Source organism: Erwinia sp. 1181_3 (assembly GCF_052824965.1).
Genome location: NZ_VTDE01000001.1, coordinates 540,634 through 557,375, shown reverse-complemented (window position 1 = coordinate 557,375; position 16,742 = coordinate 540,634). Strand labels below are relative to the sequence as shown.

15 protein-coding genes are annotated in these 16,742 nt (G+C 55.0%); 7 read left to right on the top strand and 8 right to left on the bottom strand.

Annotated features, from left to right (window positions below; genetic code table 11):
- Nucleotide 1 precedes the first annotated feature (1 nt).
- A complete protein-coding gene (gene licT / locus FY046_RS02590; RefSeq protein ID WP_133842119.1) occupies nt 2-859 on the top strand; it encodes a BglG family transcription antiterminator LicT in 858 nt (285 codons plus the stop codon).
- 18 nt (nt 860-877) lie between these two features.
- On the opposite strand, the gene FY046_RS02585 is transcribed toward licT, so the two are convergent.
- The 6 genes from FY046_RS02585 to FY046_RS02560 form a co-directional block, all read right to left on the bottom strand.
- Entirely contained in the window at nt 878-1,738 is an 861-nt protein-coding gene (locus FY046_RS02585; protein WP_133841593.1) for a MurR/RpiR family transcriptional regulator, read from the bottom strand.
- 135 nt (nt 1,739-1,873) lie between these two features.
- Nucleotides 1,874-2,914 (bottom strand): ABC transporter permease, encoded by a 1,041-nt coding sequence (locus FY046_RS02580; RefSeq protein WP_159336358.1) that lies wholly within the window; start codon nt 2,912-2,914, stop codon nt 1,874-1,876.
- The gene (locus FY046_RS02575) at nt 2,911-3,912 is read right to left on the bottom strand and encodes an ABC transporter permease (RefSeq protein WP_167863670.1); all 1,002 of its coding nucleotides are present in this window, start codon (nt 3,910-3,912) and stop codon (nt 2,911-2,913) included. The genes FY046_RS02580 and FY046_RS02575 overlap by 4 nt, the downstream gene beginning before the upstream one ends.
- Complete coding sequence (locus FY046_RS02570) at nt 3,905-5,389, bottom strand: sugar ABC transporter ATP-binding protein (RefSeq protein WP_159336360.1); 1,485 nt, start codon at nt 5,387-5,389, stop codon at nt 3,905-3,907. The genes FY046_RS02575 and FY046_RS02570 overlap by 8 nt, the downstream gene beginning before the upstream one ends.
- Before the next feature lie 88 nt (nt 5,390-5,477).
- Complete coding sequence (locus tag FY046_RS02565; protein WP_234472508.1) at nt 5,478-6,461, bottom strand: substrate-binding domain-containing protein; 984 nt, start codon at nt 6,459-6,461, stop codon at nt 5,478-5,480.
- Nucleotides 6,462-6,733: 272 nt separating this feature from the next.
- Complete coding sequence (locus FY046_RS02560; protein ID WP_446185722.1) at nt 6,734-7,819, bottom strand: DUF4432 family protein; 1,086 nt, start codon at nt 7,817-7,819, stop codon at nt 6,734-6,736.
- A gap of 319 nt (nt 7,820-8,138) precedes the next feature.
- Here FY046_RS02560 and FY046_RS02555 point away from each other — a divergent pair, with 319 nt between their 5' ends.
- From FY046_RS02555 to FY046_RS02530, 6 genes are read left to right on the top strand one after another with little or no spacing between them, the layout of a single operon-like run.
- Entirely contained in the window at nt 8,139-9,119 is a 981-nt protein-coding gene (locus FY046_RS02555; protein ID WP_133841599.1) for a TIM barrel protein, read from the top strand.
- Nucleotides 9,120-9,164: 45 nt separating this feature from the next.
- Nucleotides 9,165-10,205: a sugar ABC transporter substrate-binding protein gene (locus FY046_RS02550; RefSeq protein ID WP_133841600.1), complete on the top strand. Its 1,041-nt coding sequence runs from the start codon at nt 9,165-9,167 to the stop codon at nt 10,203-10,205.
- A gap of 17 nt (nt 10,206-10,222) precedes the next feature.
- Nucleotides 10,223-11,716 (top strand): sugar ABC transporter ATP-binding protein, encoded by a 1,494-nt coding sequence (locus FY046_RS02545; RefSeq protein ID WP_133841601.1) that lies wholly within the window; start codon nt 10,223-10,225, stop codon nt 11,714-11,716.
- A 21-nt stretch (nt 11,717-11,737) separates the two neighbouring features.
- Complete coding sequence (locus tag FY046_RS02540) at nt 11,738-12,709, top strand: ABC transporter permease (protein ID WP_446185721.1); 972 nt, start codon at nt 11,738-11,740, stop codon at nt 12,707-12,709.
- Complete coding sequence (locus tag FY046_RS02535) at nt 12,709-13,566, top strand: MurR/RpiR family transcriptional regulator (protein ID WP_133841603.1); 858 nt, start codon at nt 12,709-12,711, stop codon at nt 13,564-13,566. The genes FY046_RS02540 and FY046_RS02535 overlap by 1 nt, the downstream gene beginning before the upstream one ends.
- Before the next feature lies 1 nt (nt 13,567).
- Nucleotides 13,568-14,431, top strand: a complete 864-nt coding sequence (locus tag FY046_RS02530; protein WP_339506655.1) for a ribokinase — start codon at nt 13,568-13,570, stop codon at nt 14,429-14,431.
- Between the two features lie 60 nt (nt 14,432-14,491).
- On the opposite strand, the gene FY046_RS02525 is transcribed toward FY046_RS02530, so the two are convergent.
- Together FY046_RS02525 and FY046_RS02520 are read right to left on the bottom strand one after the other, a co-directional pair.
- Nucleotides 14,492-15,100: a glutathione S-transferase gene (locus FY046_RS02525; protein WP_446185720.1), complete on the bottom strand. Its 609-nt coding sequence runs from the start codon at nt 15,098-15,100 to the stop codon at nt 14,492-14,494.
- A 20-nt stretch (nt 15,101-15,120) separates the two neighbouring features.
- The gene (locus FY046_RS02520; protein WP_446185719.1) at nt 15,121-16,626 is read right to left on the bottom strand and encodes a hypothetical protein; all 1,506 of its coding nucleotides are present in this window, start codon (nt 16,624-16,626) and stop codon (nt 15,121-15,123) included.
- Between the last annotated feature and the right edge of the window lie 116 nt (nt 16,627-16,742).

Genomic DNA, 16,742 nt, shown 5'->3' with positions numbered 1-16,742 from the left:
AATGACCGTAGCAAAGGTGCTGAATAACAGTCTGGTGCTCTCCAGCACCGCTGACCATGACGAAGTCATCGTGATGGGGAAGGGCATCGGCTTTAACAGTAAGGTGGGTGATACGCTGGATGCGTCACAGATTGAGAAGATCTTTATCGTGCAGGGAAGCCAGACCCGCCGCGACTATCTGCGGGTGATTGAAAACGCGCCGGAGTCTTTGCTGCCGCTGGTGCAGGAGCTGCTCGATCGTGCCAGCGCCCAGTTAAACAGCCGGCTGAGTGAGCAGCTGTTTTTTACGCTGGTGGACCATATCAGCTTTGCTGTTGAGCGTTTTACAAAAGGGATTGCCATCCAGAACCGGCTGCTGTTTGAGGTAAAACGTTTTTATCCGCGTGAATTTGCCGTGGCGCAACAGGCGGTGCGGCAGCTTAACCAGCAGTTGAATATTGACCTGCCGGAAGAGGAGGCCGGGAATATTGCCTTCCATCTGGTTAACGGGCAAACCGATGTGCAAAACATGGAAACCACGCTGCTGTCGGTGAAGATGCTGAAAGATATTTTCAATATCATCAAGTATCACTTTCGCGTGGAGATCAACCGGGACTCCCTGAACTACCAGCGCTTCCTGACCCACCTGCAATTTTTTATTCAACGGATGGTGGAGGGGCGGCAGATCGCCAATAAAGACGATTTTATTTTCACCCAGGTCAAGGCTGAATATCCCGATCACTATCGCGCCAGTCAGCTGATTGGCGAATATGTGTTTAACCTGTTGCAGGTGTCATTAACCAACGATGAGCTGCTGTATCTGATTATTCATCTGGTGCGCATTGTGACGCCGGATGAGGATCTGCCCCAAACAGAATAAGTCCGGCTAGCGGCCGGATTATTTTCTTTTGTGGGCGACAGACATCATCGTGCGGTTGAGCTGTTGCTCGGCATGAGCATAATCACTTTGCGCCACCACCACGAACAGGGCATCCAGAATGTTGAGCTGGGCGACGCGTGCGGCGGCGTTTTCACCGGTGAGCGGAGACCCCCGTGCCGTGGAGCACAATACCGTATCGGCCAGATTGGCCAGCGGCGAGCCGGAATAATTAGTGATAGCGATCACCGGCACCTGGTTGGCCTGTGCGGCTTTAACGGCTTCGAGAATATCTTTGGTCTGGCCGGAATGCGAAATCGCCAGCACCACATCATTTTTACCCAGTAATGAGGCTGACATCAGCATCATATGGGGATCATCCCAGGCGGTGGCGCGCGCACCAATACGCAGAAATTTATGCACCGCATCGCGGGCGATTTGTGCTGACCCTCCGAAGCCATAAAAATCACGCTGTTGCGCTTTCGCCAGCAGTTCGGCAGCACGTTCAAAGGCTTTCATATCGAGGATCGCCAGGGTTTCTTCCAGCGCCTGCGCCGAAGTGCGAAACACCTTGGTGACAATTTCCGCTGCCGTATCCGTCGGGGAGACTTCCTGATGCATTTCGGTGATCGGCAGGCGATTATATTCCGCCGCTTTACTGCGCAATTCTCTGAAGCCACTGAAGCCCAGTTTTTTTGCTGTTTTAACCACCATGGCTTCAGACATGTCGCACTGGCTGGCCACGTCTTTCAGGGCAACCCGTTCATGAAAGTCGTTTGAGAGCACCGCGTTGACCAGTTTCGTTTCCAGCGGGGTCAGCAGCGACACCATCATGCGTAACCGGGGGCCAATCGAACTTGCATCATCGGCAGAGTTGACCATGAGACACCTTATTTCCTTACTCAGTGTGTTAACGCGTAAACATATCATGACCCATAGAGTGGGGCTAATGTAATGATTTCCCACATTGATCGGGTGACGATCAATGTGGGTCATCTGTACGTCCATGAGGGGGCGTCAGACCTTATAAGCCCGTGTCGCCGTCTTCGCTTTCGCGCGTTCAGACATCCACTCTTTCAGCACCAGACCGCCGGAGGCCAGCAGCAGGATCGCCCCCCACAGCGCCAGCGTAATAAACTGGCTGAGATCGAGCAGTATGGATGCTGTCGACATCAGTTGCAGGATCAGCAGCGACAGGATCACGCCGCTGACCCTGCCAAATCCCCCCAAGGGATCTACGCCACCCAGCACCACTGCGAGGATCGCCACCAGCAGGTAGCTTTCACCATAGGCCGCATTAGCCGAGTCGAAGCGTGCCATCATGATGATCCCTGCGACACCGGCTAACAGGGAAGCGATCAGATAGACCCAGACCAGACTGCGTCGTGTATTGATGCCGGAATACTGTGCTGCCCGTTCGTTGGAACCTATCATCGCAATAGCATTACCCAGCGGGGTTTTATTGACGAAGATGCTTAACGGCACGATCACGGCGGCAAAGATAAGCAGCGCCACGGGAATGCCGAGCAGCGTGCCATTACCGATAAAGACAATCGGCTCAGGGAAACCGGAAATCACATTGCCATGGCTGATACCAATCGCCAGCCCTTTTGCCGCGGTCATGGTGCCGAGGGTGGCCAGCATCGGTGGCACTCGCACGTACGCCACCAGTATGCCGTTGAGCAAACCTACCAGCGCGGCGACCACCAGCCCGGCACCGATCGCCGCAAACTGGACCATGCCCCAGGCCACACCCTGAGTTTCAGGGATCAGAGCGGCCAGCATATAGGCCACCGTCAGGGCGCACAGGTTAGCCGTGGCGATAATCGACAGGTCGATACCGCCAGACAGCATCGGGATCATCATGGCCAGCGCCAGGAATCCCAGCTCGGGGAGCTGAAAGCCCATCGACTGCAGCCCGGCGATGCCAAACAGTTTGTTGCCTTCCAGCAGGCCAAGGCCGATGACCATCAGGGCCAGCATCACCAGCAGGCGGGCATTGGTGGCCCCTACGCGGTGATGCAGGTTATCTAACAGGCTGTTGTTATGATTTTTCATGATGCCACTCCGGGTTCTGCCTGCTTGTGACGTTTGCGCGTTTCTCTCGCCATCATGATCATCGCGGTGATGATCACCAGACCGGTACTGAACAGCGACCAGTACGACGACACGCCGAGCAGGATCAGCCCATTTTGCAGAATCGCGATCAGCGCCAGCCCGAGTACGGTACCCAGCACCGTACCGGAACCGCCGGTCAGACTGGCACCGCCAATGACCACGGCCGCCACCACATCCAGTTCGCGTCCGACCAGCGCGGTAGGCGATACGGATTGCACCAGTTGCGCCTGCACCAGTGACGCAATGCCTGCCAGCGCCCCCATATAGCCGTATACCAGCATATTCAATCGGTAAACGTTAAACCCCACGCGCTGCGCCGCATCAGGATTGCCGCCCATGGCGTAGATTTGACGGCCTACATTGCTGCGGTTAAGCAGCAGCCAGGTCAGCAGGAAGGCCAGGAACATGGCGATAATCTGGAAGTTCACGGCGTAAGGAATGCCGTCAGCATCGGTATGAAAAACAAATTCAAAGCCCGCCGTAAACCAGTCCGGCAGGGCAAAGATGTCAGCACCGCCGGTGACGGTCAGTAAAATGCCAAAGAACACGTTCAGCGTGGCGATGGTGATAATCAGCGCCGAGGTTCTGAGCGAATTCACCAGCAGGCCGTTAATCAGCCCAAGTGCGACCCCGAGCCCGACAGCGATGGCGAAAACCCCCACCCAGCCGATGCCGTAGTGGTTGGCCACCGTCAGTGCGGCAAACTGAGTAATCGAGGCCGTGGCCGCAAAGGAGATATCAATGCCTCCCGTGATGATCACCACCAGCAGGCCGACGGCGAGGATACCGATAAATGATGTTGCCCCAAGGACATCCACCAGGTTTTGCAGCGAGGCAAACTCCGGGGTGAACAGGGTGAGGAAGATCACCATCAGCGTGATAACAATCAGCAACCGGCACTCGTGGGTATGGATGAAACGCTGGAAAAAATCACGCATTGACCGCCTCCTTCAATTCTTCTTCCGAGCAGCGACCTGGAATATATTCGCCGTTAAGCCGCCCGGCACGCATTACCAGCACGCGATCGCTGTGATAGTAAATTTCCGGGATTTCATCCGAAATCATGATGATGGCAATGCCCTGTGCGGCAAGGTTTCTGATTACGGCGTAAATTCCGTCTTTGGCGTGGATGTCCACGCCGACGGTCGGGCTGTCGAGGATCAGCAGGCTGGGATTTGTCGCCAGCCATTTGGCGAGCACCACGCGCTGCTGGTTTCCGCCGGAAAGCGTTTTCACTTTGTTCTCAGGATTGCCTGCTTTGATGGTCAGGGCGTCGATGCCGTGACGCACGGTGTCTGCATAGAGATCATCACGAATAAAACCGATTTTGTTGACCAGTTTTTCAATCACCGACAGGGTGATATTGGTGCTGATGGACTGTTCCAGCACCAGCCCGAGTGCCAGACGATCTTCTGACAGATAAGCGATGCCGCGTTGAATGGCATCCCTGTTGGATCGCATTACTGCGACTTCACCATTCACGATAATCTCACCCTGTTCAGGGCGGGTGAGGCCAAACAGCGACAGCGCCAGCTCAGTGCGCCCGGAGCCGAGTAACCCGGTCAGACCAAGGATTTCGCCCCGGCGGACATCAAGGGTAATGTCGTGATATTCATCCTTGCGGGACAGCCCGCGAACCTCCAGCACGGTGTCGGTTTCCGGGCGATCTTTGGCGGCACACTGGTAGCTGAACTCTTTACCGGTCATCAGGGTGGCCAGCTTGCGGTCGGACATCTCCCTGGCATCATAGGTACCGAGCATTTTGCCATCGCGCATCACGGTAACCCGGTCGGCAATTTCCAGCACTTCATCCAGACGGTGACTGACAAAAACGATGGTGATACCGCGTTCTTTCAGTTGCAGTGTCAGCTTCAGCAGGGCATCCACTTCGTGACGCGTCAGCGAGGAGGTGGGTTCATCCATAATCACCAGCCGCGCATCGGCAGCCATTGCCCGGCAGATAGCGACCAGCTGGCGTTGCGCGATAGAAATATCGGCCACTTTGTCGCCGAGTGGCAGCGAAACGCCGATGCGCTGCATGGCATCGCGGGCGAGCTGATGAACCTGTTTCCAGTTCACCTGGCGCAGGCCCCCCGCGTGCAGACCAATGGCAATGTTCTCGGCCACGGTCAGGTTGGGAAACAGTGACAGATCCTGATAAATCACCTGAACGCCAAGGCGGGTGCTTTCTACCGGCGTCAGGTGACTGATGCGATCCCCGGCAATGGTAATGTGCCCGCCGGGTTCAGGTTGATGCACCCCGGACATGATTTTAATGAGCGTGGATTTACCGCAGCCATTCTGCCCGCACAGGCAGTGCACCTCGCCTTTTTCTAGCGTGAGATTGACGTTCGACAGGGCATGAACCCCGCCAAATATTTTTGATATTCCATTCAGCTGTAAAAAAACGGACATCAGGCTACCCCTTTCATTAATTTAGGGTACAAGGAATCGGCATCGGGCTCCCTGGAGCCCGATGCCTGTCAATAATTAACGGTGTGTTTTAGAGTCCGAGCTTGATCAGGTCCGCGATGTTATCTTTGGTGATCATCAGAATTCGATCCACCATCACCACGTTGTTTTCGGTATCGACCGTGGCTTTACCCAGGCCCGGGATAGTCATACCGGTTTCAAATTTTGTATTATCCAGCGCCAGTCGTGCCACGGATGTCATCGCCAGCCCGGCTTCTTTCGGGTTCCAGAGGAAGCCTTCGCGGATCACGCCCGACAGAATGTAGGCCCGTGCCTGGGAAGGGATAGTGGTTCCCACCAGCGCGATTTTCTTCTCTAAATGGCGTTTTTTCAGCACGTTACCTGCACCGATCGGCCCGTTGGACCCCATCGACATAATGCCGGTGACTTTAGGATAGGCTTTCAAAATATCCTGGGTGACGCGCTCAGACTCATCGATAAAGTCAGCCCCCGGGAAACGGTCGGCGGCCAGACGCATATCAGGGTAGTGCGCTTTCTGATAAGCGATGGCGGCATCAGCCCACTGGTTATGGCCGGTGGTGGTCAGCGTGCCGACCAGCACGACATAATCCCCTTTTTCACCCATTTCACGTGCCAGCGCTTTCATCTGTGCTTCACCATAGGCCTGGGCGCTCATCAGCTCCACATCCCAGGTTTTCCCCGGCTGGTTTGGCCCTTCCTGGGTGATCACCATGATCCCGGCATCTCGTGCGCGTTTTACCACCTGCGCGGTCACTTTCGTATCCAGCGGGACCAGCCCTATCACGTCCACTTTCTTGGCGATCAGGTCCTCAATCAGTTTGACCTGCTGTGCCGGGTCGGCACGGGTCGGGCCGACCATGGAGGTTTTGAGGTTGAACTGTTTGCCGCCTTCCTCCAGCCCCTGGTTGAGGATGTTGAACCACGGAACGCCCACGGTCTTCACGACGGTGACCATGGTTTTTGTCTCGGCAGCGGCAGCGATGCCTGACCAGCCAATCCCTGCGGTCATGGATATCAGGACAGATAAACTCATTAATTTAACAAGGATGCGACGATTCATTTTTAACCCACTTATTTATTGTTGATATCGGCAAAAATTAACCTTTCAGGACGAGTTGTGCGCGTCGTTAGCGTGTAGGGCAAAAACGAACACGTCTTCTCTTTGTGCCAGGAACAAACCGCATTAAATGTCCGTCTGACGACATCGACTTTACTGAAAAAACTTTCAAAGTAAATTTATTGCTCTACCAAAGTGTCCTTATTTGATTCAGCTCACACCTCCGTTTTGCAATTTCGGCAAAAACGCTAACGCGAAGTGCGGATGATCGCGTCTTTCATCTTCGCCTCAGCGACATTCAGATAGCCCAGCTGTACGTGGAAACGGGCGTGCTCACCCCCGGCCAGCGATCGGACATTGCCCTGCTGTTGTTCCGCGAAGTGACCTTCAACGCCGCAGGTGGCCGGCATGGCAAAGGCGCACACTTTTTGCTTGTTGTTAGCCAGAATCCAGCGCACCAGATGCGAGAATTCATCCGGGGAGTAACTCACGGTGAATGCATCACCTGCTGGTCTGCGCAGCATTACGTGCACCTTTCCGTCCTGCGCTGTCTTCAGGTTTTTCAGATAAAAAACCAGCTCAGGGTCCACGCCGAGAGCCGTGCTGATCACCGCTGTCTCAGAGGGGTCTTCCTGCATTTTTGCTAACTGCTGAAGGTAGTTGTCATCAGACTTGACGATGGCGGGCACCGAGGTGCGCACCACCAGATCCTCACGACTGAAGCCGGTGGGTTGCACGATCTGGCCTCCTTCAACAAAGGCAAAGTTGGCGTGGCACATGTACATCAAATCCATCGTATCCTGACCGAGATTTTCCACCGCCATATGAACCCCAAAGGTGGCATCGTCAGGCCGGATCACCACACGCGGACGTGCCATATAGTGGTCGCCAAAGCCCATCAGGTATTCACGCTCACCGGCCAGCGCCATCCACGGGCCGTCTTGATCTTCGCCGGTTTCAATACTGGCGCTATCCATGGGGGCCAGCGGCATCTCGCCGTGCAGGGCGTGGCTGTCATGCTCGCCGGGGTTGCCGTTACGGAGCAGGCCTGAGTGATACATAAAACACCCGTAGGTGCCAACGACATCCGTTGCCGGGCGTGGTTCGCGAAAGCGACTCTCCATCGTGAGGTCGACGCCATCGAACACCGCCTGCCAGATCATCTGCCCATAATAGGGCAGGATAATCAGGTGCCCGCGCCGGTTGCTGAGGCGCACGGCTTCAATACCGGAAGGGAAGGTGAACAGTTCGGCACGGCAGCCATCGGTGCTGACGATGTCCACCGGAGTGGTGCTGAAAAAGGATTTCCTGAGGGTGATTTTGGTTTGCTGCATTGACGTCTCCATCCTGTGCGGGTGCGCTGGTAATTTACTGGCATTAACTGAACAGTAAATCTTTCGTTTGCATCACACAACGGGGAGAGACCCGCTCACTCTGTGTTAATTGTGCAAAATGCGACCTGTCACACAGTTGCGTGACTTTTTTGTTTTTCCTGCCGCGCCAGTCAAAATTTCGTGAATTGCGTCTCAAATTGCTGATTAAAACCGCACGCTGTGTTGCGGCAGATTATCGTTGATGATAGAAGTGCACTTATTCACAAACAAATGTGAAGTTGTAAAGTAATTCACAAACCAACGACCAGGGACATCAACTATGTCAGAACTTAAATTTGCCACACGCCTTAACTCCTTTGCTTCCGGCGCTTTTCGCTACTGGCCTGAACTGAAAGGCAAGCCTTCCGTGCTGCAAATGATTGAGCGCGCTGCCACGGCGAAAGGCCTGACCCATCTGGATCTGAACTACCCTCAGCACATCACCGACGATGTGAAAACCATGCGTCAGAAAATTGAAGATGTCGGCCTGGCGGTAAACGGTATGCAGATGCGCTGGGATGCACCGGAATTCAAAATCGGTGCTTACACCAATCCGGATGCCAAAATCCGCCGCCAGGCGATTGAGCTGACCAAACGCGGCATTGATGCCGGTCGTGAATTTGGTGCCAGCATCATGACGCTGTGGATGGGGCAGGACGGGTTTGATTACAGCTTCCAGGCTGACTACAAAAAAATCTGGGAAGATGCGGTAAGCGCAGTGCGTGAAGTGGCGGAATACGCCGGGGATATGGATGTCAGCATCGAATACAAACCCAATGAGCCGCGTGCATTTGCCATTTTCCCGAACGTGACCACCTGTCTGCTGGCGGTGGAAGAAGCGGATTGCCCGAACCTGGGGATTACCCTCGACTTCGCACATGTGCTCTACGCCAATGAAATCCCGGCTTACGCTGCCGCGATGGTTGCCCGCCGTTCCCGTCTGCTGGGCCTGGACCTGAATGATGGCTGGGGCAAGCGCGATGACGGCCTGATGGTCGCTGCGGTGAATCCGCGTGCCACGCTGGAGTTCCTCTGGCAGATGAAGCGTGACGGCTACAACGGCGCCTATTACTTCGACACCTTCCCGGATGCCAGCGGCCTTGACCCGGTGCGTGAAGCCGAAACCAACATCGCCACCGTGACCCGTTTACTGAAACTGTGCGACAAGCTCGACAATAACCCTGCCTTGCTGGACGCCATCAGCCGTCAGGATGCCGTCACCTCCCAGCAGATTGTTAACGACATTATGCTGGCGCAATAAACGTCTCTCCGGGTGTTAAACCCTATAAAAATAACAGGATAGATTATGAAAAAACACTTGCTCTCTGTACTCACCGCTACGCTGTTCTGCTCAACCGTTTATGCCGCTGATCTGCCGCCGTTGCAGTCGGATACTGAACCCGATCGCACCGACTGGACGCAGCTCACGGCAAAGTACGGCCCACTGCCGGCACCGGACAAAGCCCTGAAAATTGGCGGCGTATCAAAAACGCTGACCAACGAATACTGGCGTTCGCTGGGTGAGGGCTACAAAACCGCCGCAGCGAAATACGGTTTCACCGTGGAGTACCAGGCGGCCGCTAACGAGGACGATCAGCTGGGGCAGCTGTCAATCGCGGAAACCCTGATCTCTCAGGGCTTCAATGGCCTGCTGGTGTCCCCGCAAACGGACGCCAACATGCAACCCGCCTATGAAGTGGCGAAAAGCAAAGGCATTCCGGTGGTCAACGTTAATGATGCCGTGATGCCAAACGTGGCGAACTACGTCGGTAACGTGCAGAAAGACAACGGCGTACGCGTGGCGAACTGGTTTATCCAGCACTATCCGAAGGGCGGCAAAGTGGCGGTGATTGAAGGCCAGCCTGGGGTTTACGCCGCCGCGCAGCGTACCAAAGGATTCCGTGAAACCATCGCGAAAAACAGCAAATTCAGCCTGGTAGCCAGCGTTCCGGCCAACTGGAGCCGTGAAAATGCCTACAACGCAGCCTCAACCATTCTGCAACAGCACCCGGACCTGATTGGCTTCTACGCTAACAATGACGGCATGGCGCTGGGCGTGGTGGAAGCCGTGCGTTCACAGGGCAAATCGGCGCAGACTGCGGTGTTTGGCACCGACGGGATTTCAGATGCCTATGCCTCTATCAAACGCGGCGAGCTGACCGGCACCGTCGACAGCTTCCCGGTTCTGACGGGGGAAGTGGCGATGGAAGTGATGCTGCGTCTGATTAATGGTCAGAAGCTGTCACGCGTGGTCTCCACTCCGCAGGCGCTGATCACCAAAGATAATGCCGATGCCTTCTCGACGAAAGATAACGACAAGCTGCGCCAGCTGTTAGCTCAGCAGTAATCAAGGCAGGAGGGTGTATGGAACAGTTTTGCCTGACGATGCGCGGCATCAATAAAACCTACGGCAGTGCGGCCGCTCTACAGGGTGTGGATTTTTCCGTCAGACCCGGAGAAGTTCACGCATTAATCGGTGAGAACGGCGCGGGGAAATCCACGCTGCTGAATATCCTCTCCGGCGTGCGCTCCGCTGATTCCGGGGAGATCAGCGTCAACGGCGTGGTGGTGCAGATGAAGAATCCACTGTCTGCGCGCCAGGCCGGGATCGCCATGATCCACCAGGAGTTGCAGCATGTTCCTGAGCTCTCCGTTGCGCAAAATATGTTTCTCGGCAGGCCGCTGACGCGTTTCAAAGGCTGCTTTGTTGACCGTAAGGCGCAGCGTAAGCGGGCGATCGCCATTCTGCGCCGCCTTGATCCGAGCATCGACCCGGACGAGCCGATTAAGAATCTGAAGGTATCGCAGCAGCAGATTGTCGAGATCGCCCGTGCCTTACTGGATGAAGCCAAAATCATTGCGATGGATGAGCCGACGTCCAGCCTGACACCGCGTGAGTTTGACCGGCTGGCCGAACTGATTTCTGATTTGAAGTCGATGAACGTGGCGCTGATTTACGTTTCACACAAGATGAACGAGATTTTTAAGGTTTGCGACCGCGCCACCATTCTGCGTGACGGCAGGCAAGTTGGCGTGGTGAACATCTCTGATGAAACGGAAGAGACCATTGTTACCAAGATGGTCGGCCGCAAAATTGAGAAGGTGCATCATCAGTCGCATATCACCGATAAAGAGGTGCTGCGGGTGGAGGGGCTGGGGCGCGACCGTGCGGTTCAGCCTGCCAGCTTCAGCGTAAATGCCGGTGAAGTGCTGGGGATTGCCGGGTTGGTCGGGGCAGGGCGAACCGAACTGCTGAAGCTGATTGCCGGGATTGATACCCGTACCAGCGGCAGTGTGCTGGTTGACGGTGTGGCAGTGAAAAATCTCAATGTCAGTAGCGCCATTAAGGCCGGCATCGGTCTGGTGCCGGAAGATCGTAAAAAAGAGGGCATCATTAAGCAGCGCGCAGTGAAAATGAATATGGCGCTGCCATCGATGATGAAATTTACCCGCGCGGGAATATTGCGACAGCGTCAACTCGATAAAGTCGCGCTGGAGGTGATGACCGACCTCAACCTGCGCCCCCTGAATATTGAAAAGCCTATTGGCACATTGAGCGGCGGTAATCAGCAGAAAGTGATTATCGGACGCTGGGTGGCCGCAGATAATAAAGTGTTTCTTTTTGATGAGCCAACACGGGGAATTGATATAGGTGCCAAATCAGAAATTTATAATCTGATTGAAAAATTAGCCCGCCAGGGAAAAGCCATTGTGGTGGTGTCTTCTGAAATGCCAGAAATTATGCGTATTTCGGATCGGGTACTGGTTATGCGTGAAGGGAAAATCACCAGAGAACTGAGCGGTGAGGCTATCACCGAAGAAAACATCGCCCGTTATGCGATTAACGATCTGGCTTAAGAACGAATGAAGGTAATCAAGATGATGACGCAAGATAAAACGCAACCTAACGTGCCGTCAGCGGCGCTGTTTAAATTTAATCTGCGCGATGCGGGAACACTGATTGGTTTATTTATTATTGTGGTGACGTTTTCACTGCTGTCACCGGTATTCTGGACGCTGCCTAACCTGCTTAATATTCTTCAGCAGTCTTCCATCAATGCCATTATTGCCCTTGGTATGACGCTGGTGATTATTTCCGGCGGGATTGACCTCTCCGTGGGGCCGACGGCGGCACTTTCAGCCGTACTGGGTGCCACGCTGATGGTGGCCGGGGTGCCGGTTCCGCTGGCGGTAATGGCCACGCTGGGCGTTGGTGCACTGTGCGGTGTGTTCAGCGGTACGCTGGTAGCCTATGCCGGATTACAGCCGTTTATCGTGACGCTGGGCGGGCTGTCCCTGTTCCGTGCTTTAGCCCTGATCTTCACCAACGGCAACCCGATCTTTGGGATTCCGATGGACTTCCGTAATCTGATCAACAGTACTGTATTTGGCGTGCCCACGCCGATTGTGGTGGTGGTGGTGATTGCCGTTTTCCTGTGGGTGGTGATGAACAAAACCCCGCTGGGTGAATATATTCTGGCGGTGGGCGGCAATGAAGAAGCGGCGCGTGTGGCCGGTGTGCCCGTTAAACGCACCAAAGTGACTGTGTTTGTGATTTCCGGGGTGCTGGCCTCGCTGGCTGCACTGATCCTGATTGCCCGCCTGGGGGCCGCAGAACCGACTATCGGAAACCTGTGGGAACTGGATGCGATTGCCGCTGCGGCCATTGGCGGAGCGTCGCTGATGGGCGGAAAGGGCAGTATTATCGGTACGTTGATCGGGGCGGTCATCCTCGGTGCATTACGTAACGGTCTGACGCTTCTCAATATTCAGGCGTTTTATCAATTGCTTGCTACAGGCCTTATTATTATCATAGCCATGTTGATTGACAGAGCGACACGAGGCAAGTAATGAAGCAAGACCCGCGAGCCATAGGCGCTCAAATACGCATGCGTTTACCCAGCCTGACGCCACTGGAAAGGAAAGTCGTGGATTCCGTTACGTCGAAAACAGATTTAACTGAGCAAACATCGATTAAAGAAATTGCCCAGATAAATAATGTTTCCGAAGCCATGGTGGTGAAAATAGCCAAGAAATTAAACTTCTCGGGGTTCAGAGATTTCAGAAGTAGTCTGATTTATTATAACTATTCTGAAGTCGCCGGGATGCATGCGGAAATTGAAGCGGATGACTCGTCGGAGCAATTACTGGCAAAAGTTTTCAGAACCTCCATTCAGGCAATAGAAGAAACACGCTCTATTCTTGATGTGTCTGAATTCAACCGGGCGGCTGATATTATTTTTAAGGCGCGACATATCGATTTATATGCCGTCGGCGGCTCTGCCGCCGTTGCACGGGATTTATCCCATAAGATGTTGAAGATTGGGATTAAAACCACGGTGTACGATGATGCGCATATTATGCTGATGTCAGCGGCAGTGTTATCGGATGACGACGTAGTGATCGCCATCAGTCATTCCGGCGCCACGCGTGCGGTGAATGACCCGATAAAACTGGCAGCACGTAACGGAGCCAAAGTGATTGCGATTACGAACTATGCCGAGTCGCCCATTGCGCGCAGCGCGCATGTGGTGCTCAATTCAACCTCTCAGGGCTCGCATTTGTTGGGGGAAAACGCCGCGTCACGCATTGCCCAGTTAAATATTCTGGATGCACTGTTTGTGGCGATAGCGCAGAAGGATCTGAAGACGGCGGAGAAGAACCTGAAGAAAACCCAGCAGGCAGTCCAGGATCTCAGAGAATACTAATATGAGTCACATCTTAGTCATCGGCAGTCTCCATTACGACATTATGCTGGCGGCACACCATCGCCCGGAAAAAGGTGAAACGGTGATTGGCAGCAGTTGTGCCTATAAATTTGGCGGCAAAGGCGGTAATCAGGCCGTGTCGGCGGCGCTGGCAGGCGCGAAGGTGCGTTTTGCCGGGGCCGTGGGGGATGATGCGCAAGGGCAGTTTTTGCTGACGTATCTCCAGCAACATGGCGTGAACACGGCGGATGTGGCGGTGAAAGCGGGTGTGCCGTCCGGGATGAGCGTGGCGATTCAGGATGCAGAGGGCGACTATGGCGCGGTGGTAGTGTCTAACGCTAATAACCTGATTGCTCCCAATGCCCTCAGCGATGACCGTTTGTGGCAACAGGTGAGTATGTTGCTGCTGCAAAATGAAGTGCCGGACGCCGTTAATCATCAGGCCGCTGCCGAAGCGAAGAAGCGCGGCATTCTGGTGTGCTATAACGCTGCCCCGGCGCGCGAGGTCAGCGAACAGATGCTTGCAAGCGTTGATCTGCTGGTGGTGAACGCGGTTGAAGCGCGCGACCTGAGCCAGATTGCGGTGCCGAATCTGTCTGCGGCGTGCCTTGCTGCCGAAAGCCTGGGGCAGAGCTTCCCAGCCGTGGTGGTAACCGCTGGCGAACATGGCGTGGCGTTCTGCGAGAAAGGCGGTGCCAGCCAGTCCTTGCCGGCAGAGAAAGTGACGCTGGTCAGTACCCACGGTGCAGGAGACTGTTTTATGGGCATGCTGTGCACCACGTTATTACAGGGCGCGACGCTGGCGACTGCCGTCAGCAAGGCTAACCGTGCGGCGGCCGAGCACGTCTCACGCCCTGCGTTGTAAAGGTAGTGCCCCGCAGAATGAGTGCTCGCTGTTGGTTTTAACACCACCACGACGATGGCATCATTTCTGCGGGTATTGTCTGAACGCGTCCAGCGCTTCCCACTTCTCTGCATAGGCGGCAATCGCCTTGAACGCATCTGCTTTCACCACATCAGGTATCATCAGCTGAATAAAGCTCCATACGACGGCGCTGGTGATCGCCACCTGGTCGGGTTTTTCCTGCGCTGTGGAGCGGGTGCTCAGCGCGGCTTCCCACTTGCGACAGGCCGCCAGCAACTGCCCGGTAACACGATCGGTCCAGGGCTGATGTTGTTTCTCCGCCGGGCGCAGGTTGTGCTCATAGACGTGCTGCACGGCTTTCTCACTGGCAGCCAGGATCACACCCAGCAGCGCTAAATCGGTTGCCAGCGCGGCAGGTGCTGAGGGAAGTAGCTGATGTTGTGCGTCAGCCTGTGCCTCGAAATAGCTGAGGATCAGTGACGAATCCATCAACTGCGTGCTATCGTCGAGAATCAACGTGGGGGCTTTCACCACCGGATTAAGCTGGGCAAACGCGTCAAACGTGCTGAAAACCGACAGCTGCTGGTTTTCAAACACCACGCCGTAATACGCCAGTGAAACCGCTACACGCCGCACATACGGCGAATCCAGCATACCGATCAGCTTCATTTCAACTCCTCATCGTCAGGTTAAAAATCACGTAACTCATCGAACAAATTCATCATCGGGTCTTTATCAAACGGTTCTGACGCCCCTGCGGTTTGCTGCTCAATCAGGGATAACAGACCATAAAGCACCTCACCAATTTCTTCACGCTCTATCGTTTCAATGATGTTGCTGCGGCGATCCATGGCATTAAACGCCTCGGTGTAACTGCGCACCATGGCTTCAGCGAGGGCGGTAACACTGGCCGCCTCGCTGGAGGCATCAATAGTGCGCAGCGAGGCCAGCATTTTTTTATACAGCGTGGCGGCTTTCCTGGCGTTGGCCGCACTGATATGTTCACGGCCATCCCAGTCCCGGAACGGGTTATTCAGGTTTTCTGCCAGCCATGCCGGTTTACGCGCTTGTTTGATCGCCAGATCCACACCCGATAACGCGGCTTTCTTCCAGGCTTTTTTAATGGCACTCGCCGCGTCAGCAGGCAGACTGTTCATCCACAGTAGCGAGAGATGCGGTAACTGCGGCGGCGCAGGAAACTCCTCCGGGCCGAAGCCAAACAGATCAACGGTGGTGAACATTTGCAAATCCGCGAGGCGTGACAGGCTGGCCATATTGCTCACCATGCCCGGCTTACCCCACAGGCGCAGGGTGTTTAACGTCGGGTAATGATCGGCAATCGCGGCGATATCCACTTCTGCCACCTCGGTTAAATGCAACCCGCCCAGCGCTTCCAGCCCCTGGAGTTCAGCCAGCGTTTGCCTGTGCTGAACGGTCAGGTCACGGCCAAGATAGCGGCTGTTGATTTGCAATTCCGCAGCCGGGGGGCGGGTGAAAGAGAGCAGCTTAAGATTGTCGTTGAGCGACAGGGATACCAGCCCCGTAGGGTCAACGATCAGGCGTTGCAGCTTGCTGCCGCTGAGATCGAGCGTTGTCACGCTGGAGGATGACCAGTGGAGTTCATAGATAAAGGCATGCTGATTAACGTACTCCGCCAGCCTGGCGTTGCCCTCCGTAGTGTCGAGTGAGGTGAGGCAAGGCAGCCGGTCCAGTTCAGCATAATCCGTGATGCCCTGCAGGAAATTATCGCTGATTTTCGTCGCATTCTCAGGCAGCACGCCGCCGGGCAGGGTGACCTGACGCTCGCGGGACGCGGTTTTAAAACGTGCGCGCTTTTCCGCGTCAATCCGATCCCAGCAGCGCTGCTGATACAGGCTGCTGCCGACATTCCAGCCGCCGCCGTAGCTGTTCACCTCTTCATTCACCAGAGGCGGAATATTCCCGACCCGAGTGTAATGGGATGGGACACTGTCGGAGAGAAAGGTGTGATCGTAGCGGCCCCGCCAGAAAAAGAAATCACAGACCAGCGGCTGCATCGCGACCAGCGCAGCCTCATCGGGTAAGGCATCGCCTGACCAGTCGAGATCCAGCACCGCGACCAGGTTGCCCTCTTTTAGCGCAGTGATCTGGCAGGCTACGTACTGCTGAAGCTTGGGATAAAAAACACAATAGATATCGCCTGGCGTGGGTTTCATTCCCTGTCTTTCCCTGAGGTTAGGTGGTTGTTGCAGTGAAGGGGTGTGATTTCAGTATGCCGGGGAGGGGCGTGACAGACAATACGTTTTCCCACTACTATCCGCTGAGGATCAAC